The following is a 17,410-nucleotide window of genomic DNA, read 5'->3' on the forward strand; positions in this document are numbered from 1 at the left end:
TGGTTATGCTGACTAAAGAACCATCTTTTGCATCACTGCTCGTTAAGCAAAGTCCTGCAATGCACTGCGGTCATGGCTGGATTATGGGGAAGGATGGCAAGCGCTGGCATCCGTGCCGCGCTCAGGATGCGTTGCTGGCTGAGCTGTCCACTAAAAAGCAGGGGAAACCATGGCTATTGAAGGCGATGCTGCGACTGTTCCGCTAAGCGCTGGCCTCCGCCTTAATGGGTTAAACCACATCGCGGAATTAAGGGCGAAAGTGTTTGGCTTAAATATTGATTCAGAGCTGGAGCGCTTTATTAGCGATATGCGGGACCAACGGGATATTAACCATGAGCAGAATAAACGCGCATTAGCCGCAATATTCTTTATGGCAAAGATTCCGGCGGAACGTCATAGCGTCAATGTTAGTGAGCTGGCGACTGACGAAAAGCGGGAGCTGATTAAAGCAATGAACCATTTCCGTACAGTGGTGAGTTTATTTCCAAATCGGCTAGCCATGCCGAATTAATCCACAACCGAAATTAAAGGCGTAAACCCGCCGGGCATCTTATTGCCCAAATTCAGGAGAAACAACAATGCGAAATATTGAAACCCGAATCACCAAAACAGGACCAGATGATGCTGGCCTTAACCAGATGCTAACTGATGCACGGATGGAAGAACGCCGGGCACGTGCTGCAGCAATGGCAGCCCGCCTTGATAGCCTGGCTTGCCATATCACGTCACGTCAGCTTAACCACGTTGAAGCGGCAGAGCTGCTGCGTATTGCGGCTGAAAACATTCAGAACGAAGCGCAGGAGATCCATTGATGGCTGATTCAATGGACCTTGTACAGCTGCGCGTTGAAGAAGAACGTCAGCGCCACATCCACACCGCCCGCAACAGAACGCCGGGCGTTTCTCGTGTTCTCTGCATTGATTGCGATGCACCGATCCCGCCAGCACGCCGCCGCGCCATTCCGGGCGTGCAGTGCTGTGTCACTTGTCAGGAGATTGCGGAGCTGAAAGGCAAACATTACGTAGGGGGTGCTGTATGAGCACTATCCTGAAATGGGCGGGTAATAAAACCGCCATCATGGCAGAACTGAAAAAACACCTTCCAGCAGGCCCGCGACTGGTTGAACCTTTCGCGGGTTCATGCGCTGTGATGATAGAGACAGACTATCCTCATTATCTTGTCGCGGATATTAATCCAGACCTGATTAATCTCTATCAGGTGATTAAGAATGATGTTGAATACTTCATCAAAGAGGGCAGATATCTTTTTGAAGCCCGTAATGATCCAGAGGCATATTATAAGACGAGACAGGAGTTTAACTTGCGCCATGGTGGCGCAATTGAACGCGCATTGTATTTCTTATATTTAAATCGCCATGGTTATCGCGGACTGTGTCGCTATAACTTGGACGGTTATTTTAATGTTCCTTACGGTAATTATAAAAAGCCGTACTTCCCTGAAAACGAAATACGCACATTTACAGAAAAAGCAAAACGCGCAACGTTTATCTGCGCCAGCTATGACGAGACACTTGCGCTGTTGCAGACGGGGGATGTTGTTTATTGTGATCCGCCATATGACGGCACGTTTAACGGATATCACACAGCAGGTTTTACAGAGGATGATCAGTACCATCTGGCGTCTATTCTTGAACGCAGGGCATCAGAAGGCCATCCGGTTATCGTGTCCAACAGCGATACGTCTCTGACCCGTTCGCTTTATCGTGATTTTACCCGCCATCGTATAACCGCTAAGCGCAGCATGGGCGTGGTTGCCGGTGATAGTAAAACTGCAGTAGAAATCATCGCCACAAAATCGGCATGCTGGTTTGGTGTTGATTTAGCGTCCGGTCCTGATATCTCGGTGGAAACTGAGGTGCGGGCGTGGCAGTGAGTAAATTCACATTACATCATGCACAAACCACCGGCGGCTCGAATGAGGCCGCCGTGGTCTTTCCATGGAATGCCCCAAAAAAAGCGGTTAACCCGTATCTGGATCCGGCGGAAGTTGCGCCGGAGTCTGCGCTTTCAAACCTCATCACTCTGTACGCTGCGGATAACGAGCAGGAGCATCTGCGCCGTGAGGCGCTGAGTGATAAGGTTTGGGAACGTTATTTCTTCAATGAATCCCGCGATCCTGTCCAGCGTGAAATGGAGCAGGATCGGCTGATTAGCCATGCCAAAATGGCCCGCGAACAGCAGCGCGTTAATCCCGATTTGGTGATTATTGCCGATGTAAGCGCCATGCCTGCCCATATCAGCAAGCCTCTGCTGGAGCGAATTAAATACTTCCATAGCTTGGGCAGGGCTAAAGCTTATTCCCGCTATCTGCGCGAAACAATCAGACCGTGTCTTGAGCGGCTGGAGCGCGTGCGTGACAGCCAGGTGTCTGCGTCTTTCCGGTTCATGGCGAGCCAAGAAGGGTTGGAGGGGTTGCTGGTACTGCCTGAAATGAATCAGGATCAGGTCAAGCGCCTTTCCACGCTGGTTGCGGCACATATGAGCATGTGTCTTGATGCGGCCTGCGGTGATCTGTTTGTCAGTGACGATGTTAAACCAGAAGAAATCCGCCAGGCATGGGAAAGGGTTGCTGCAGAAGCCATGCGCCTTGAGGTCATCCCGCCTGCCTTTAAGAAGTTGCGCCGCAAAAAGCGTCGCCGCAAGCCGGTGCCTTATGAATTGATCCCACCGTCGCTGGCGCGCATGCTGTGTGCGGACTGGTGGTATCGCAAATTGTGGCAGATGCGCTGCGAGTGGCGGGAGGAGCAGCTGCGTGCCGTCTGCCTGGTCAACAAGAAAGCGTCCCCGTATGTCAGCTATGAAGCGGTGATCCATAAACGCGAGCAGCGCCGCAAATCGCTGGAGTTCTTCCGCTCGCATGAGCTGGTCAACGAAGACGGCGACATGCTGGACATGGAAGACGTGGTGAACGCCAGCAACAGCAACCCGGCACACCGCCGTAATGAAATGATGGCCTGTGTTAAGGGACTGGAGCTGATCGCGGAAATGCGCGGAGACTGCGCGGTGTTTTATACCATCACCTGCCCGTCACGCTTCCACGCAACCCTCAACAACGGCAGACCTAATCCGAAGTGGACCAGTGCCACTGTCCGGCAGAGCAGTGACTACCTGGTTGATACGTTCGCCGCTTTCCGCAAGGCCATGCACAAGGCCGGGCTGCGCTGGTATGGCGTTCGCGTTGCAGAGCCGCACCATGACGGCACCGTGCACTGGCATCTTCTGTGCTTCATGCGCAAAAAAGACCGCCGTTCCATCACCGCACTGCTGCGTAAGTTTGCCATCCGTGAAGACCGCGAGGAGCTGGGCACCAATACCGGGCCGCGCTTCAAGTCCGAGCTAATCAATCCGCGCAAGGGAACGCCGACCAGCTATATCGCCAAATACATCAGTAAGAACATCGACGGGCGTGGGCTGGCTAAAGAAATCAGCAAAGAAACCGGCAGATCACTGCGTGACAGCGCCGAGCATGTCAGCGCCTGGGCGTCACTGCACCGTGTTCAGCAATTTCGTTTCTTTGGTATTCCTGGGCGTCAGGCATACCGCGAGCTGCGCTTGCTTGCTGGTCAGGCGGCGAGAGTGCAGGGCGAACGCAAAGCGGGTGCGCCGGTACTGGATAACCCGCGTCTGGATGCGGTACTGGCAGCTGCAGATGCGGGTTGCTTTGCCACTTACATCATGAAGCAGGGCGGTGTACTGGTTCCCCGCAAACATCACCTTGTCCGCACGGCTTATGAGCTTAACGACGAACCGAGCGCCTACGGCGATCACGGTATCCGTATCTATGGCATCTGGTCCCCGATTGTTGAGGGCAAGATTTGCACGCACGCGATGAAGTGGAAAAAGATTCGTAAGGCCGTTGACGTTCAGGAGGCGGCAGCCGACCAGGGCGCTTGCGCCCCTTGGACTCGTGGCAATAACTGTCCCCCTGTTGAAAATCTGAACAAATCAGGGGGTGATTTACCCGATATTAAAACCATGGATGAGAAGGAGCTGCAGGAATATCTCCACAACATGGGCCAGAAGGAACGGCGGGAGCTGACAGCCAGGTTGAGACTGGTAAAACCGAAGCGGAAAAAAGCATACATACAGAGTATTTCGGAGCAGCAGCGCCTGCAGCTTGAGGCAGAACTGACTACCAGGGGGTTTGAAGGTAGTGCATCTGAGATTGATTTGCTTCTGCGTGGCGGCAGCATTCCATCCGGTGCCGGTTTACGTATTTTTTACCGTAACCAGAGGCTGCAGGAAGGTGACAAATGGCGTCAATGGTACTAAGGCTGCTGTTTAACATTTCGTGCTTTATTGACCGACATCAGTACATCCAATTAACTGACAAAAAAGAGTTTTACATTTTTTCTTTCCTACTGTACTGTTTATATAAACAGTGGATATATATACAGTGGTTGTGTATCCGTGTAATGATAGGAGGGAAGATGCAGGACTATCTTTTGGAGTCATTGAAGCTCCAGCGTATTGATTTTTTTATCAAGCTTGTAGCGGCTAGTGAGTGCAGCGACGAAGAAAAGCGGCTGGCTATCCAGTGGGTGTCCGAACTGACAGACGAGTTGATGGCGAAAATTCGCAGCCATGAATACAGCCGGTCAATGGACGTTACCAGTTAAAGGGAATCTGTATGCGCATTGAAATAATGATCGATAAAGAGCAGAAGATTAGCCAGGCCACACTGGAAGCCCTTGAATCCGAGCTTTACCGTAATTTGCGCCCTCTGTATCCCAAAACAGCAATTCGTATCCGCAAGGGCAGCGCCAATGGTGTTGAACTGAGTGGGTTAAAACTGGATGAAGACAAAAATCGAGTGATGGAAATTATGCAGCAGGTCTGGGAGGACGATAGCTGGCTGCATTAAGAAACATTGCAGGCGTCAGAACTTGATTCTGACGCCTGCTAGGTTGAACAACGAATAAGGCGAGGCGTTAGGTGAAGGAACTCCTTATAAGCCATCTATGAATGAAGGGTGACTTTTTTTAACGTATCAAAAACGATTTTCGTAAACTCATTTTCATTTCTAACATCAATATAAGCAAGGCCGCTATTGGTGATCTTGAGCTTACCGGAATACTCTAATGAATTAACAGAGCAAACCAGCCTGTCAATTCGTATTTTTTTACCCTCTAATTCCTCTTTATAATATTTTCTAAGGTCACTGCTGCCAATTATTTGCATTTTAGCCGTGGCGTAATCAGAGACTCTAACCCTTGAAATATCAAGCTGTGTTAAATTTATATTTACACTTGAAGATATTTCATTAAGCCAGTCTATAGGGTTTATGTCAATTTCTTCCAAACTGACACCTAAGCCAAGATTTTTTACCAAAGCCTGCGAGAAAGGCTTTAAAGTTCTGGGGGGGTTAGTAATCTGCATTACAGGAAGAGAGTCTAAAGCCACACTGAAATTTGTAGTGCGATATTCGATTCTTTCAACGGTAGTTTCACTTCCGTCAAAGCTTGATATTTTATCGTGATAAACAATACGCTCGACAAAACGCCCATTTGCAAAGTCATGGCGTATTTTGTCAAAAATGAATCCTTTCCCTTTATCCTCTGTAAAAGAATCAAGGGAAAGACGTCTAACGGCTGTTTCAAACTCAAGCCGTATGTTTAACTTAAGCCATTTAACCTTTTTCATCTTCGTTCACCTCTGACCCTATTATTATATTATAGGCATTTTCAGCGGCGGACTCAATTAATTCACTAATATGTTTTTTCTCTTGTGCCGTTGCCGCGCGAATAGTAACATTGAAACCATCTTCTTTTTGATTGTTTATCCCTTTAATTTGATAGGCAAAGTCACAGCATTTCTCTGAGTCTTTGAAAAATGCTTCGACGTTGATTCTATCTCCAATTCCACTTGTCGGTTTTGAAGACCATGCAATACGCCCGATATAATAACCCTTCTCATGTAATTGAGAAAATATAGCTGAACTATTTACCCCTTCACCATTCAGGACTGCTCTCTTAACAAATCCGGTATCAATAGTTTCTTCCTTGTCTTCATCTTCACTAGCATCAGTACTGCGATTTAATTCGACTTTTGTTACGTCATCAGTCTCATAACCACGTAGGCCATTCATTAATTCTTGAAAGAACTGGCTTCGCAATGTAGGATCAGTTATTGCTAGTAATGATATTTCGAAGCGTTCGATAGGCTCGGATTTGATTTTAGATAGCTCGTTTTGCAAGCTCTCAATAACTTTTTTTGCCTCGGGGTTTTGAGGCATACGTACTTCAACTTTGTCAGTTCCAGGGCGAAGTTCTATTATAACATTCCGCTTGTCGATCTGGCGTAATGCAGTTTTAGACAGGTCTATTTCTTCATATTTGTATTCTACTGTAAGCGAACCATCTTTTTTAGCTACAATATTCAGGCTTTGACCTTTACTAGGGGAGCATGTTTTTTTCAGTGCTTCAGCAGCACTTTTTAACTCAGCCTGATTTGTTGAGGTTTGGAAGCTTACACTAGTAGTACTTTCTCTTGGGTCATATGTTTTGACCAGTTTTTTTATGTGTTCTAATTCATTGAATCCGTGAGGAAGTTTAGATATTTCCTCAATTAGTATTTCCTTGTCGAGTTCTGGTGATAAAAACACACCTCTATTCAACAATAATTCATGTAACTTTGCAGCGGTTATCCTTTTATGATGCAATGCATCATAAATATTTTTGTCAGTTGCGAAGTATAGTTTTTTAGCCATTATCGTTGCTCCATGCCGATTTGTTCAAGATTATATTCAACAACAATTTTGTCCGTTTTGTCGAAGTCAATTTTAAGAAAAAGTCTTTCATCCTCGCCTAAGAGCCAGTCTGTACTGTATTTCTTTTTCGCTCTTTCAAAGTGATGAATGGCATTTTCATTTGGATGAATGTGACAATGGCGTAATACGATTGGTTTACCTTCGGTTAGTATTTGATAAGTTGATAACATATCAAAGAAGTAAACAAATTCGTCTACTGAATCCCCCGGTTGATTGTAATAAACAACATATCCCTCAGGGTTTTTATCTCTGAGCCAACTAAAAGCCTCATGTTTTATTATAATATATGGTGATGTTAATAATTCAATTGTTGCAGGTGTTGTCTGATTAATAGGGTGTTTTATTCTTGTTAGGGAAAGATCTGGGTAATAATATGTGAACTTATCTGGCTGGGGAAGCTTGCCTGAACCAATTAATTTGGTTATGTCAGAAGATATGTTTATCAAATCTGATATTTTATAAGGGTCAAGTAAATGTAGTTTGATGTTTGGAGGGCAATTTATAGATGAGTGATCTAATTTTTTTGTGATATTCTCATAGAAGTCCTTATCATATAAATTATCATGGTTATATAAGAATAACAACCCTCTGACGTTATAACCTAAAGAATCATCATGAACATATTTCAATCGCCATTCTTCACTCACATTTGCACACTCGGTAGCTAAAGCAAGCGATGTTAAAGCTCCCTCGACTATTTTTTTCCCAATAGTACCTTCTGCATAACTTTTGAGGTCTGTGTTGAGATAGACCATTTCCTCCTCATATGGATCAATGTAGAAAAATACAACATCGCTTGGATGCGTTTTCTTGGAATGAGCCTCTTGGCAACAGTCCCAGTTCATGTCCGCTCTAGCGGCACGATCCCATTTGAACACTGAGAAAATATCATCAGAAATCTTACCCGCGACTCGTTGTATAGCCGAAGTCTCTCCACCCATTTCAATCTCGCTCCTTTACAATTGCTGTGGCAATCTACCTGAAAATCCATCTGACTTGATGAGTAATCTAACCATATGGTTCGTATGCGTTTGTTGCATGACTATAGCGCATGAAAATGAATGATCGCAAAAGGATCGTTTTTGCTCAGGCCCGCCAGTTCTGGCGGGCTTTTGCTTATGCCATGCAGGTGCATGAAAACCACTACACAAAGCGGGCAGGCGTGGCGGGGATACGAGCGCGCGGTTTTGGGGTTAATCGCGGTTTTGGGGCCTCAATGTTGGGCGGGCATGGTCATTTTTTGGGGCTGGTCGTGCGCGCCTGCGTCGTGATGAGGCGCTGCGTTTCGTCGTGAGCTATCAGGTGGCGAAAGCGCAGGAGCGCTCAGCGAAGCGCTGAGGCGCTCTGATGGTGGGGCAGGGCGTAAGGGAATAAAAAACCGCCCGGAGAAGGGCGGTTGATATTAAAGGTTGGTCGGCTGAGCGTCAGTCTTCATCGGTCAGGTAGGGGTTAAAGCGTATCACCTCATCACCCAGCCACTCGTTAACTTCTGTGATACGGCCCTGCAGGGGGGTAAGTTCGTTGCGAACGAAAACGCGCGCCGCTTTTTCCACATCGCCAAACCCGCCGGTATTCGTTGGAATGATCCCCATCAGCTGCGGCGGCACGCGGTGAGCTGCCAGCATGTCATCACGGCTCACATTCTTGATGTTCAGAAACTCATCTTTCGCTGCGACTTCTGACAGCGGGATGATCTGAATGCCGTCTTTCTTGCCGTTCGGGCTGTACATAAACAGGTTGCGGAAGTTGCCTGGCCCTTTCGATTTTTTAAGTGCTTCGCGTATGTTGTCCACATCTTTCTGGTCGGCGGCGGGGTCGCTCATGTACATGATGAAACCAGCATGGCTACCGTTAAGGTAATATTTACGGCGAAACAGCGTGGCCGATTCATTCAGCAGGGCGGAGGGAATGGCGGAGAGGTATTCCGGCATCCCGTAAAGCTCCTGGTTAACGTCGGGTTCCATCAGATGAAACACGCTTCCCTCATCGAACTGATAGGGCTGCGAGTTGTAGCCATACTGTGCAAACCAGTAGGTGTCCTGGTCAATGCCACGACGGGTATATTTGGCAAGCGAGGCGCGCAGCTCCATGATCTGCCCTAACCGGTTCATGCGTTTTTCAAGGTAGGCATTACCGAATACCAGAAAGTCCTGGGCGAACCGGGAAAAGGCTTGTTTAGACAGCCAGCGGTGAGGGATGAAGGTACTGGTAAGAATATTGCGTTTTACCTGAATGGCACTGGAGTGATGCACGGCAGCTCGGTAAGTTCGCGCCAGGCCATCCATGCTGATCGGTGGTTCGTACCAGCGGTCCACCTGCACGCACTCCAGGTAGTCAAATAACTCCCGGCGGTCCATTACGGGGATCGGGTCACCAAAGCTGAATGCTTCCGCTGCGGGACCGGCTGGTTTAGCGTTGTGCTCTACTGATGTGCGGTTATGTTTATTTTTACGTTTGCTCATGCCGCCTGCTCCTTATCAGCCTGGGGCCATTCGCACATAAACAGCATTTTCCAGTGCTCTGCAGATAATTCTTTTTTCATGTCATTCAGCCACTCATCATCAAAGAGTTCGGCTCCGGTTGCTGCCGCGTCATCTGCGGTAAAGGTCATGATGGTTGTGCTGTTACGGGCAATCAGCTTTTTGTATTCCTGCCATGCTTCCAGGCTGGGGCTAGGGGTGGTGTAGTAGGTAGCGTGATAGCGCGCGTGCATGGACATACTTTTGGCGAGAGCAATCATATTTTTAGGGGAATCTGCCCAAGCATACTCTAATACGTAGACGTTCCCATTAAGCGCGGCGCATAGGCTTTTTGGACCGACAAAATAAATTTTCGAACCGTTTGGTAGTTCCAGATGCGCTTTACCTGATTTTATTTTCCCCAGATGCGTGTGGGCTGCGGCCTGACTTAAAAAAGCTGAAATATAGGCTTTGACTGTCAGGGCCGATGCCGGGCTGCAGCCCAGAAAAATCTGGTTGCGTCCGGTATGCAGTGCATCGTTTAGGGCTTCGTAGGCGAAAAAATAATCTGCGCCCGCCTGGCGCATTTTTGTTAGTACGCGGTTCCTGCTGCGTGCGGCACTGTTCCATCCAAGCTGGAAAGCTAAGAAAGGGCGATCTACTGGCAGGCTGGCGCTGGTCATGAGGTTGGTCGGGGTTGAGTGCATTAGAAAATCTCCACGATGTTGCTGGTACTGGCGGAGGCTCCTGCCAGTGGTTCGTTATAAAGTGCGTGCATTGTTGCCCAAGCTAAATCCGCGTGGCTGGCTTCCTCTGTGCGAGCTGCTTCGTAGGTTGGCCGGTTGCCGCTGGCGGTGGTTGAACGGCGAATGGACATAAAGGACTGCGCGATATCCAGCATCCCCGCGTCAAACTCCAGGCGGCGTCCGCTGATGATGTCGTAGGCTTTAAGCACCAGGGCATTTTTTACGGTCGGGTTGTAGACAAACTCACGTGCGGCAGGGAAGAACTGCTTAACCGTTTTGTAAACGCCATCGCCAACGCCGGTCGAGTCAATACCGATGTAGGTCACGTTGTAGCGTCTGGTTATTTCCTCAATCGCTGAGGCCTGGGCGCGAAAGTCCATCCCGCGCCACTGGTGACGCTCAAGGATACGGAATTTACCGCCGGGGACGACGGGAGGCGCAATGACCACGCAACCGGCGCTGTCACCGTTCTGCGTTCCTTTTGCCGGGTCATAGCCGATCCAGACAGGGTGGTATGCAAACGGACGTAGTAAAAGCGGTTCGAAATCGTCCCACACATCCCAGCTGTCAACCATGCAGGACTGCAGCAACGCCAGCGGGAACACGGACGCTAGGTCGTCAACAAACTGACACATCAGCAGGTTGTTGTATTCGTCCGGGCTGTACTCCAGGCGCAGCTGGTCCAGGTCGAAAAGGTTACACCCGCCGTTTACGGCATCTTCAATGGTGACTATCTGGCGGTACTGGCCGTCAGGGCATAAAACGCCGTGCGCCAGGCTACTGTGAGAAAGGTCAAATTCTACCCTGTCAGCTTTCGGGCGCCCTTTATTAAACAGGGCACCAGACCAGAACGGGTAGGCGCTGTGCGTCAGGCTGGAAGGTGTAGAGAAGTAGGTCTGACGCCATTTTTTGTGCAGCGCCATACCGGAGGCCACCTTGCGCAGCTCCTGGAATTTCGGTATCCAGAAATACTCATCAAGATACAGATTGCCGTGGTAGCTCTGCGCGGTACGGGCATTTGTACCGAGGAAGTAAAGACAGGCGCCGTTAGGCAGCACCATCGGATCGCCTTTCAGCTCAACATCCACCTCTTTTGCGAAGTCGATGATGTACTGTTTAAAAACGTGCGCCTGAGCTTTACTCGCTGACAGAAAGATTTGATTTCGACCCGTGGTGAGCGCGTCTATCAACGCTTCACGGGCGAAATAGTAGGTTGCACCGATCTGGCGTGACTTTAAGAGATTGCGGATACGGTGCTTGATGCCAGCGTCCCACCAGTGGCGCTGGTACTCGAACATCCCGGCGCGGAAAATTTCTTCCAGCTTTTCGATCTGCTCGTCGGTAAACAGGTTTTTTTCCGGCGGCTTGCGCGGGCCTTTATTGCGGTTGGACACGTTGGGATTCAGGTCTGCTTCATTCCCGCCATTGTTAAATTTGCCGATTCTGGCCTGTCGTTCGGACTGACGCGCCAGCAGGTCAATTTCTTTAAAATCCTTTCCTTCCTTCTGCTCCTTCATGACGAGCTGGCAGTAACGTGCGGCGGTGGTGAGCTGCATCTGATCCAGTGGGCCATATTCGCCCCACTTATCGCGTTTTTTCCAGCTGTGAACGGTTGCAACTTTCTCGCCCAGCATTTCAGCAATGCGGGCTACGCGGTATCCCTGAAAGTACATCAGCATTGCCTGACGACGGGGATCGAGGTCTGCGGAGGTCAGTGTTGTCATGGCACAAACATACGGCCTCAAATCAGCACTTTCCCCGGCTTCGCATTGTGTGGGAGTTCGCACAAGCCCAACGCGTTGTTTACACGCGCCTATCACCGCAAACATAAGGCTCTGAACGTGTTACGAACTAACTAACCGGAGCCGGACCGATGGCAAAAAAATCTAAGCGTTTTCGTATTGGGGTCGAAGGGGCCACCACTGACGGGCGCGTTATTGAACGTGACTGGATCACCCAGATGGCGGCGAGCTATAACCCGCAGGTATACACCGCGCTGATCAATATGGAACACATCAAGGGTTTTACCCCTGATGGGCCTTTCCGTCGTTTTGGCATGGTGGAAAAGCTGGAAGCGGAAGAAATCACCGAAGGGGCTTTGTCCGGGAAGATGGCGCTGTATGGCTGGATTGCCCCGACGGACGATCTGATCACCATGACCAGTAACTGGCAGAAGCTTTTCACCTCAATGGAAGTTAACACCAGCTTTGCCGATACCGGCTCCGCTTATCTGGTTGGTCTGGCGGTTACTGACGATCCGGCAAGCCTCGGCACTGAAATGCTGCAGTTCAGTGCCAGCGCAGAACATAACCCCCTGGCGCGCCGCAAGCTGGACAAAGACAACCTGTTTACCGCTGCTCTTGAAACGCTGATCGAGTTTGAGGACGTGCCGGAAAAAATCAGCCTGTTTACCCGCGTGAAAGAGCTGCTGTCTCGCAAAGGCGCCGATGATAACGCCCGCTTTGCTGATGTGAATCAGGCTGTTGAAACCATCGCACGTGAGCATCAGGCGCTGGCGGAGCAGGTCAGCGCCCATCAGACCGATTTCAGCAACAAGGTGAGCGATATGCAAAAGGTTGTTGATGAGACAACCAGCGCACTCTCCACCCTGCGTGAGCAGCTTTCCACTCAGGACAGCCGCAGCGAACGCCGCCCTAATGCGACCGGCAATAACGGCGCAGAACAAACCACCGATTGCTGACGGAGCAAAAGCACAATGAAAAAAGAGACACGTTTTAAATTCAACGGCTATTTGACGCAGCTCGCCAAACTCAACGGCGTATCTGTGAGCGATATCGCCTCGAAATATACGGCTGAGCCGTCAGTGGCGCAGACGGTGGAAACGAAAATCCAGGAGTCTTCCTCGTTCCTGCAGAAAATCAACATTGTCCCGGTTGATGAACAGTCCGGCGAGCGTCTGGGGCTGGGTATTGGTTCCAGTATTGCCGGAAATACTGATACCACCCAGAAAGACCGTGAACCCGTTGACCCGACTTACATCGACGGTGAAGGGTACAAGTGTACCCAGACCAACTCTGATACGGCGCTGCCCTATGCGAAGCTGGATTTATGGGCCAAATTCCAGGACTTCCAGACGCGCATCCGTGACGCCATCATTACCCGCCAGGCGCTTGACCGCATCATGATCGGATTCAACGGCGTGAAGCGTGAGAAAACGTCAGACCGCGCGACCTATCCACTGCTGCAGGATGTGAATATCGGCTGGCTGGAAAAAATCCGCAAGGAGAAACCCGTTCAGGTAATGGATAAGATCGTGTCCGAAGGCGAGGTGATTTCTCAGACTGTCCGTGTCGGTAAAGGCGGTGATTTCCTGAATCTGGACGCGCTGGTTATGGGCGCCGTGAATGAGAAAATCGCGCCGTGGTATCAGGAAGATACGGAGCTTGTGGTTATCGTCGGGCGCCAGTTACTGGCGGATAAATATTTCCCGATCGTCAACCGTGACCAGCCAAATAGCGAAGCGCAGGCGGCAGATCTTATCATCAGCCAGAAGCGTATCGGCAACCTCCCGGCCGTTCGTGCGCCGTTCTTCCCGGCGAATGCCATGCTGATCACCCGCCTGGATAACCTGTCTATTTACTGGCAATCAGGCTCCCGCCGCCGTTCAGTCATCGACAATCCGAAGCGTGACCGCGTGGAGAACTTCGAGTCCGTTAACGAGGCGTATGTTGTCGAAGATTACGACGGCGTTTGCCTGGTTGAGAACATCGAACTGTTGCCCGTGCAGGCAGGTGGCAATGCCAGCCCAGCGCTGACAACTGAAACCATCCAGGAAATCGTCACGGCAGCGGTGAAAGGTGCGCTTGATGCGCAGGCAGCTGGCGGTGCTGGCGCCGGAGCGTGATAAATGAATCCGTTCCGTGCTCACACTCAGTATGTACAGGCACAGGATGCCGCCCGTCAGGGCGGCAGTAATGCCAGCCTGACAGGCTACAACCAGATGCTGTTACAGCTGACAGAACACCGCAGGCGCCTTAAAACCGTCCAGTCAAATGAGCGCAAGGCTCAGCTCAAACGTGAGTTTCTTCCCGCTTATGCCTCATGGATTGCCGGTTTACTGGATGCTGACGCGTCAGGCCAGGACGACGTGGCGATGTACGTCATGATCTGGCGCATTGATGCCGGAGACTATACCGGCGCGCTGGACATTGCCCGTCATGCCATTAAACACGGCTGGGTCCTGCCGCAGCGATTCAACCGGACCTGTGGGACCGCTGTTGCGGAAGAGTTTGCCGACGCGGCAATGCGCGCTTTTTCTGCCGGTGAATCATTCAGTGCCGCCATTCTTACCCAGGTGCTCGATATCGTTGAAGGTCAGGATATGCCGGATCAGTCCCGCGCCAGACTTCATAAGGCGATGGGCTACGCGCTGCGGGATAACGATCAGGCAGTGGCGGCACTTAACCATCTGAAGCGTGCCCTGCAGCTGGATAACAGTTCTGGCGTCAAAACCGAAATCAACAAGTTAGAAAGCCGATTGCGACAGGCAATGTCGGCTTAACGAATCGTGCCAACGCGCGGGGCGGCACGGGGTGGCGACAGGCTTTATGCCGCGTCAAAACCCCGTCCACCGCCCAACTATTTGGGAGTGCCAGAAATATGCAATTCGTTTCGCCGGAACAGGCCGGGGAAAGTACCCAGGACGTTATTAAAAACACCAGTTTCTGGCCTGATGTCAGGGTTTCAGAGTTCCGCCGTGATATGCGCATGGATGGGAGTGTCACCGATCCACGCCTGCGTCTGGCGTTGCTGACAGCGATTGCTGAAGTTAACGCCGATCTTTATGAGTTCCGAGAGAAACAACGGGAGCAGGGGTATGCGAGCCTGGCCGACGTCCCTGCTGATGTGATCGACGGCGAAAGTCAGCGGCTCATGCTGTATCGCCGTGCGGTGTTTTGCTGGGCAAAAGCAAACCTGGTTGAGCGCTATCGCGATTTTGACGCAACCGGCGACGGAAGCAAGAAAGCCGAAGATATCGAAACAACCTTAGGCGAGCTGTGGCGCGATGTGCGTTGGGCGGAGTCCCGCCTGCGCGATATGCCACATATGACGGTGGAGCTGATTTGATGAAAGTGCGTGCGCATCAGTATGACACGGTGGACGCGCTTTGCTGGCGTCATTACGGGCGCACGCAGGGGGTCACTGAGCAGGTTCTGAAGGCAAATCCGGGGCTGGCAGAGTACGGCCCATTTTTACCGCACGGGCTGCAGGTGGAACTGCCGGACATTACGGCGTCAACCACGGCGCAGACCGTCCAGCTATGGGACTGAATTATGACGCTTGAACGAATCAGCGCCTTTATTACTTACTGCATCGCCGTGCTGCTGGCATGGCTGGGCGATCTGTCGCTCAAGGATGCATCAACGGTTGGCGGCGTGCTGATTGGTGTGCTGATGCTGGCTATCAACTGGTACTACAAACACCAGTCTTTCAGGTTGCTGCGCGATGGAAAAATTTCACGGGGGGAATATGAATCCTTCAATCGTTAAGCGCTGCCTTGTCGGGGCGGTGCTGGCTATCGCCGCCATGCTGCCCGGTTTTCAGTCGCTCAAAACCTCCGTTGAGGGGCTGAAACTGATTGCCGATTACGAGGGATGTCGCCTGCAGCCGTATCAGTGCAGCGCGGGTGTCTGGACCGACGGGATCGGCAATACGTCCGGCGTGGTACCGGGGAAAACCATCACGGAACGGCAGGCGGCGCAGGGGTTAATAAACAATGTACTACTGACTGAAAAAAGGCTGGATGCCTGCCTGACGGTTAAGCCCCCGCAACATGTCTACGATGCGCTGGTGAGTATTGGTTTCAATGTGGGGACCGGCGCGATCTGCAGGTCAACCATGGTGTCATATATCAATCGCCAGCAGTGGTGGCAGGCATGCAACCAGCTACCGCGCTGGATTTACGTTAACGGTGTGAAAAATAAAGGTCTGGAGAACCGCCGCGCGCGGGAACTGGCCTGGTGCTTAAAAGGAACTGGGGCATGACGCGCTTGCTGGCGGTAGTGCTGGCGCTGGCTTTTGCGGTGCTGGGCTGGCAGTCGTGGCGGCTTAACAATGCCAGTCACACCATCAAGGCGCAGGGCGCGGCGCTGAAAAGCAAAACGCAGGAACTGACGAAGAAAAACAGTCAGTTGATCAGCCTGTCCATTCTGACCGAAACCAACAGCCGGGAGCAGACACGGCTTTATGCGGCAGCGGAACAGACCACCGCGCTGCTGCGAAGCCGCCAGCACCGGATCGAGGAACTGAAACGTGAAAACGAGGATTTACGCCGCTGGGCTGACGCTCCTTTGCCTGCTGACATTATCAGGCTGCGCGAACGTCCGGCCCTCGCCGGAGGTGCAGCTTACCGTGAATGGCTGTCCCAGAGTGACGCAGTGCCGCCTGGAAAGGTCAGCGCCGCGCAGTAATGGCGATCTGAATGCGGCGCTGGATGAAACAGAGGCCGCCTGGGCGGCCTGTGCTGACAAAGTCGATACGATAGTTGCGTGTCAGGAGAGAAACAGTGAACAAACCGCAGTCCCTGCGCAGCGCCCTGAATAAAGCGGTGGCGTATGTCCGCGACAACCCGGATAAGCTGCACCTTTTCGTTGATAACGGCTCACTGGTGGCAACCGGGGCCAGCTCTATGTCATGGGAATACCGCTACACCCTGAACGTGGTGATCGAGGATTTCAGCGGCGACCAGAATCTACTGATGGCCCCCGTGTTGCTGTGGCTCAGAGAAAACCAGCCGGACGCCATCAACAACCCGGAGCTGCGCGAAAAACTGTTTACCTTTGAAGTGGATATTCTGCGTAACGATGTGTGCGATATCAGCATGAACCTGCAGCTGACGGAGCGTGTGCTGGTCAGCACTGACGGCAGCGTGTCAAGCGTTGAAGCGGTGCCGGAGCCGGACGAACCCGAAGAAATGTGGACGGTGAAACGTGGATGAACTGCAGAGGGTGGATGACTGGCTGACGGCGCTGCTGGCAAATCTGGAGCCTGCAGCCCGCAGCCGTATGATGCGGCAACTGGCGCAACAACTGCACCGGACGCAGCAGCAGAACATCAGGCTGCAGCGTAATCCTGACGGCAGCGGCTATGAGCCGCGCCGGGTGACAGCCCGCAGCAAGAAGGGGCGCATCAAGCGCCAGATGTTCGCAAAGCTTCGCACCACAAAATACCTGAAAACCGCCGCCAGTGCGGACTCCGCCAGCGTGCAGTTTGATGGCAAGGTGCAGCGCATTGCCCGTGTTCATCACTACGGCCTGCGTGACCGCGTCAGCCGCAAAGGCCCGGAGGTCCGCTACGCAGAGCGCCGCCTGCTGGGCGTGAATGATGAGGTGGAAACCGTTACCCGTGACACTCTGTTGCGCTGGCTGGCGGGGTGATCTTTGTTTCATCGCTGGT

26 protein-coding genes are annotated in these 17,410 nt (G+C 51.5%); 20 read left to right on the plus strand and 6 right to left on the minus strand.

Going from position 1 to position 17,410, the window contains the following annotated elements:
* Positions 1-5 precede the first annotated feature (5 nt).
* The 8 genes from G8S19_RS05305 to G8S19_RS05340 all read left to right on the plus strand — a co-directional run bounded on the left by G8S19_RS05305 (position 6) and on the right by G8S19_RS05340 (position 4,884).
* The gene (locus G8S19_RS05305) at positions 6-206 is read left to right on the plus strand and encodes a phage filamentation protein Fil family protein (protein WP_253686219.1); all 201 of its coding nucleotides are present in this window, start codon (positions 6-8) and stop codon (positions 204-206) included.
* Complete coding sequence (locus tag G8S19_RS05310; RefSeq protein WP_253686221.1) at positions 170-511, plus strand: DUF5347 family protein; 342 nt, start codon at positions 170-172, stop codon at positions 509-511. The genes G8S19_RS05305 and G8S19_RS05310 overlap by 37 nt, the downstream gene beginning before the upstream one ends.
* Positions 512-578: 67 nt before the next feature.
* Positions 579-812 carry a DUF2732 family protein gene (locus tag G8S19_RS05315; RefSeq protein WP_001244238.1) on the plus strand — a complete coding sequence of 78 codons (234 nt, stop codon included), beginning with the start codon at positions 579-581 and terminating at the stop codon, positions 810-812.
* The gene (locus G8S19_RS05320; RefSeq protein ID WP_253686223.1) at positions 812-1,039 is read left to right on the plus strand and encodes a TraR/DksA family transcriptional regulator; all 228 of its coding nucleotides are present in this window, start codon (positions 812-814) and stop codon (positions 1,037-1,039) included. Before G8S19_RS05315 ends, G8S19_RS05320 begins: the two co-directional genes overlap by 1 nt.
* Positions 1,036-1,893 carry a DNA adenine methylase gene (locus G8S19_RS05325; protein WP_253686225.1) on the plus strand — a complete coding sequence of 286 codons (858 nt, stop codon included), beginning with the start codon at positions 1,036-1,038 and terminating at the stop codon, positions 1,891-1,893. Before G8S19_RS05320 ends, G8S19_RS05325 begins: the two co-directional genes overlap by 4 nt.
* Positions 1,884-4,292: a replication endonuclease gene (locus tag G8S19_RS05330; RefSeq protein WP_253686227.1), complete on the plus strand. Its 2,409-nt coding sequence runs from the start codon at positions 1,884-1,886 to the stop codon at positions 4,290-4,292. Before G8S19_RS05325 ends, G8S19_RS05330 begins: the two co-directional genes overlap by 10 nt.
* A 158-nt stretch (positions 4,293-4,450) precedes the next feature.
* Positions 4,451-4,639, plus strand: coding sequence for a hypothetical protein (locus tag G8S19_RS05335; RefSeq protein WP_001154444.1), 189 nt, complete (start codon positions 4,451-4,453; stop codon positions 4,637-4,639).
* A gap of 11 nt (positions 4,640-4,650) precedes the next feature.
* Entirely contained in the window at positions 4,651-4,884 is a 234-nt protein-coding gene (locus G8S19_RS05340) for a DinI family protein (protein WP_016150815.1), read from the plus strand.
* A 95-nt stretch (positions 4,885-4,979) separates the two neighbouring features.
* Here G8S19_RS05340 and G8S19_RS05345 read toward each other — a convergent pair whose 3' ends face one another.
* The 3 genes from G8S19_RS05345 to G8S19_RS05355 are packed head-to-tail and all read right to left on the minus strand — an operon-like array spanning position 4,980 to position 7,730.
* Positions 4,980-5,663: a hypothetical protein gene (locus G8S19_RS05345; RefSeq protein ID WP_253686229.1), complete on the minus strand. Its 684-nt coding sequence runs from the start codon at positions 5,661-5,663 to the stop codon at positions 4,980-4,982.
* The gene (locus G8S19_RS05350) at positions 5,650-6,729 is read right to left on the minus strand and encodes a hypothetical protein (RefSeq protein WP_016150813.1); all 1,080 of its coding nucleotides are present in this window, start codon (positions 6,727-6,729) and stop codon (positions 5,650-5,652) included. The genes G8S19_RS05345 and G8S19_RS05350 overlap by 14 nt, the downstream gene beginning before the upstream one ends.
* Positions 6,729-7,730: a hypothetical protein gene (locus G8S19_RS05355; RefSeq protein WP_000508501.1), complete on the minus strand. Its 1,002-nt coding sequence runs from the start codon at positions 7,728-7,730 to the stop codon at positions 6,729-6,731. The genes G8S19_RS05350 and G8S19_RS05355 overlap by 1 nt, the downstream gene beginning before the upstream one ends.
* Before the next feature lie 110 nt (positions 7,731-7,840).
* Between G8S19_RS05355 and G8S19_RS05360 the strand changes: the two genes are divergently transcribed.
* On the plus strand, positions 7,841-8,083 hold the full coding sequence (locus tag G8S19_RS05360) for a hypothetical protein (RefSeq protein ID WP_253686231.1): 243 nt from the start codon (positions 7,841-7,843) through the stop codon (positions 8,081-8,083).
* Between the two features lie 130 nt (positions 8,084-8,213).
* On the opposite strand, the gene G8S19_RS05365 is transcribed toward G8S19_RS05360, so the two are convergent.
* The 3 genes from G8S19_RS05365 to G8S19_RS05375 are packed head-to-tail and all read right to left on the minus strand — an operon-like array spanning position 8,214 to position 11,718.
* Entirely contained in the window at positions 8,214-9,251 is a 1,038-nt protein-coding gene (locus tag G8S19_RS05365) for a phage portal protein (protein ID WP_253686233.1), read from the minus strand.
* Entirely contained in the window at positions 9,248-9,955 is a 708-nt protein-coding gene (locus G8S19_RS05370; protein ID WP_101742974.1) for a terminase large subunit domain-containing protein, read from the minus strand. Before G8S19_RS05370 ends, G8S19_RS05365 begins: the two co-directional genes overlap by 4 nt.
* Complete coding sequence (locus G8S19_RS05375; RefSeq protein WP_253686235.1) at positions 9,955-11,718, minus strand: terminase ATPase subunit family protein; 1,764 nt, start codon at positions 11,716-11,718, stop codon at positions 9,955-9,957. Before G8S19_RS05375 ends, G8S19_RS05370 begins: the two co-directional genes overlap by 1 nt.
* A gap of 149 nt (positions 11,719-11,867) precedes the next feature.
* Here G8S19_RS05375 and G8S19_RS05380 point away from each other — a divergent pair, with 149 nt between their 5' ends.
* The 11 genes from G8S19_RS05380 (at position 11,868) to G8S19_RS05430 (ending at position 17,391) form a co-directional block, all read left to right on the plus strand.
* Positions 11,868-12,695 (plus strand): GPO family capsid scaffolding protein, encoded by an 828-nt coding sequence (locus tag G8S19_RS05380; RefSeq protein ID WP_253686237.1) that lies wholly within the window; start codon positions 11,868-11,870, stop codon positions 12,693-12,695.
* Positions 12,696-12,710: 15 nt separating this feature from the next.
* Positions 12,711-13,859, plus strand: coding sequence for a phage major capsid protein, P2 family (locus tag G8S19_RS05385; RefSeq protein ID WP_253686239.1), 1,149 nt, complete (start codon positions 12,711-12,713; stop codon positions 13,857-13,859).
* A 3-nt stretch (positions 13,860-13,862) separates the two neighbouring features.
* Positions 13,863-14,516: a phage terminase small subunit gene (gpM, locus tag G8S19_RS05390; RefSeq protein WP_006777754.1), complete on the plus strand. Its 654-nt coding sequence runs from the start codon at positions 13,863-13,865 to the stop codon at positions 14,514-14,516.
* A 98-nt stretch (positions 14,517-14,614) separates the two neighbouring features.
* Positions 14,615-15,082 carry a head completion/stabilization protein gene (locus tag G8S19_RS05395; RefSeq protein WP_023305010.1) on the plus strand — a complete coding sequence of 156 codons (468 nt, stop codon included), beginning with the start codon at positions 14,615-14,617 and terminating at the stop codon, positions 15,080-15,082.
* Positions 15,082-15,285: a tail protein X gene (locus G8S19_RS05400; protein WP_001397651.1), complete on the plus strand. Its 204-nt coding sequence runs from the start codon at positions 15,082-15,084 to the stop codon at positions 15,283-15,285. The genes G8S19_RS05395 and G8S19_RS05400 overlap by 1 nt, the downstream gene beginning before the upstream one ends.
* A 3-nt stretch (positions 15,286-15,288) precedes the next feature.
* Positions 15,289-15,504, plus strand: a complete 216-nt coding sequence (locus G8S19_RS05405; RefSeq protein ID WP_001397650.1) for an HP1 family phage holin — start codon at positions 15,289-15,291, stop codon at positions 15,502-15,504.
* Positions 15,485-16,000, plus strand: coding sequence for a lysozyme (locus G8S19_RS05410; protein WP_253686241.1), 516 nt, complete (start codon positions 15,485-15,487; stop codon positions 15,998-16,000). The genes G8S19_RS05405 and G8S19_RS05410 overlap by 20 nt, the downstream gene beginning before the upstream one ends.
* On the plus strand, positions 15,997-16,425 hold the full coding sequence (gene lysB / locus G8S19_RS05415; RefSeq protein ID WP_253686243.1) for an Rz-like lysis system protein LysB: 429 nt from the start codon (positions 15,997-15,999) through the stop codon (positions 16,423-16,425). The genes G8S19_RS05410 and lysB overlap by 4 nt, the downstream gene beginning before the upstream one ends.
* Entirely contained in the window at positions 16,310-16,558 is a 249-nt protein-coding gene (lysC, locus tag G8S19_RS05420; RefSeq protein WP_253686608.1) for an Rz1-like lysis system protein LysC, read from the plus strand. The genes lysB and lysC overlap by 116 nt, the downstream gene beginning before the upstream one ends.
* Positions 16,521-16,952 carry a phage tail protein gene (locus tag G8S19_RS05425; RefSeq protein WP_253686245.1) on the plus strand — a complete coding sequence of 144 codons (432 nt, stop codon included), beginning with the start codon at positions 16,521-16,523 and terminating at the stop codon, positions 16,950-16,952. Before lysC ends, G8S19_RS05425 begins: the two co-directional genes overlap by 38 nt.
* Complete coding sequence (locus G8S19_RS05430; protein WP_253686247.1) at positions 16,945-17,391, plus strand: phage virion morphogenesis protein; 447 nt, start codon at positions 16,945-16,947, stop codon at positions 17,389-17,391. The genes G8S19_RS05425 and G8S19_RS05430 overlap by 8 nt, the downstream gene beginning before the upstream one ends.
* Positions 17,392-17,410: the final 19 nt, after the last annotated feature.

This window comes from Citrobacter sp. SX206 (genome assembly GCF_024181025.1).
GTDB lineage: Bacteria > Pseudomonadota > Gammaproteobacteria > Enterobacterales > Enterobacteriaceae > Citrobacter > Citrobacter youngae.

Bases quoted from the DNA above. Each gene is read 5' to 3' on its own strand.
- G8S19_RS05305 (WP_253686219.1), top strand. From the start codon at position 6: ATGCTGACTAAAGAACCATCTTTTGCATCACTGCTCGTTAAGCAAAGT.
- G8S19_RS05310 (WP_253686221.1), top strand. From the start codon at position 170: ATGGCTATTGAAGGCGATGCTGCGACTGTTCCGCTAAGCGCTGGCCTC.
- G8S19_RS05315 (WP_001244238.1), top strand. From the start codon at position 579: ATGCGAAATATTGAAACCCGAATCACCAAAACAGGACCAGATGATGCT.
- G8S19_RS05320 (WP_253686223.1), top strand. From the start codon at position 812: ATGGCTGATTCAATGGACCTTGTACAGCTGCGCGTTGAAGAAGAACGT.
- G8S19_RS05325 (WP_253686225.1), top strand. From the start codon at position 1,036: ATGAGCACTATCCTGAAATGGGCGGGTAATAAAACCGCCATCATGGCA.
- G8S19_RS05335 (WP_001154444.1), top strand. From the start codon at position 4,451: ATGCAGGACTATCTTTTGGAGTCATTGAAGCTCCAGCGTATTGATTTT.
- G8S19_RS05340 (WP_016150815.1), top strand. From the start codon at position 4,651: ATGCGCATTGAAATAATGATCGATAAAGAGCAGAAGATTAGCCAGGCC.
- G8S19_RS05345 (WP_253686229.1), bottom strand. From the start codon at position 5,663: ATGAAAAAGGTTAAATGGCTTAAGTTAAACATACGGCTTGAGTTTGAA.
- G8S19_RS05350 (WP_016150813.1), bottom strand. From the start codon at position 6,729: ATGGCTAAAAAACTATACTTCGCAACTGACAAAAATATTTATGATGCA.
- G8S19_RS05355 (WP_000508501.1), bottom strand. From the start codon at position 7,730: ATGGGTGGAGAGACTTCGGCTATACAACGAGTCGCGGGTAAGATTTCT.
- G8S19_RS05360 (WP_253686231.1), top strand. From the start codon at position 7,841: ATGAAAATGAATGATCGCAAAAGGATCGTTTTTGCTCAGGCCCGCCAG.
- G8S19_RS05365 (WP_253686233.1), bottom strand. From the start codon at position 9,251: ATGAGCAAACGTAAAAATAAACATAACCGCACATCAGTAGAGCACAAC.
- G8S19_RS05370 (WP_101742974.1), bottom strand. From the start codon at position 9,955: ATGCACTCAACCCCGACCAACCTCATGACCAGCGCCAGCCTGCCAGTA.
- G8S19_RS05375 (WP_253686235.1), bottom strand. From the start codon at position 11,718: ATGACAACACTGACCTCCGCAGACCTCGATCCCCGTCGTCAGGCAATG.
- G8S19_RS05380 (WP_253686237.1), top strand. From the start codon at position 11,868: ATGGCAAAAAAATCTAAGCGTTTTCGTATTGGGGTCGAAGGGGCCACC.
- G8S19_RS05385 (WP_253686239.1), top strand. From the start codon at position 12,711: ATGAAAAAAGAGACACGTTTTAAATTCAACGGCTATTTGACGCAGCTC.
- gpM (WP_006777754.1), top strand. From the start codon at position 13,863: ATGAATCCGTTCCGTGCTCACACTCAGTATGTACAGGCACAGGATGCC.
- G8S19_RS05395 (WP_023305010.1), top strand. From the start codon at position 14,615: ATGCAATTCGTTTCGCCGGAACAGGCCGGGGAAAGTACCCAGGACGTT.
- G8S19_RS05400 (WP_001397651.1), top strand. From the start codon at position 15,082: ATGAAAGTGCGTGCGCATCAGTATGACACGGTGGACGCGCTTTGCTGG.
- G8S19_RS05405 (WP_001397650.1), top strand. From the start codon at position 15,289: ATGACGCTTGAACGAATCAGCGCCTTTATTACTTACTGCATCGCCGTG.
- G8S19_RS05410 (WP_253686241.1), top strand. From the start codon at position 15,485: ATGAATCCTTCAATCGTTAAGCGCTGCCTTGTCGGGGCGGTGCTGGCT.
- lysB (WP_253686243.1), top strand. From the start codon at position 15,997: ATGACGCGCTTGCTGGCGGTAGTGCTGGCGCTGGCTTTTGCGGTGCTG.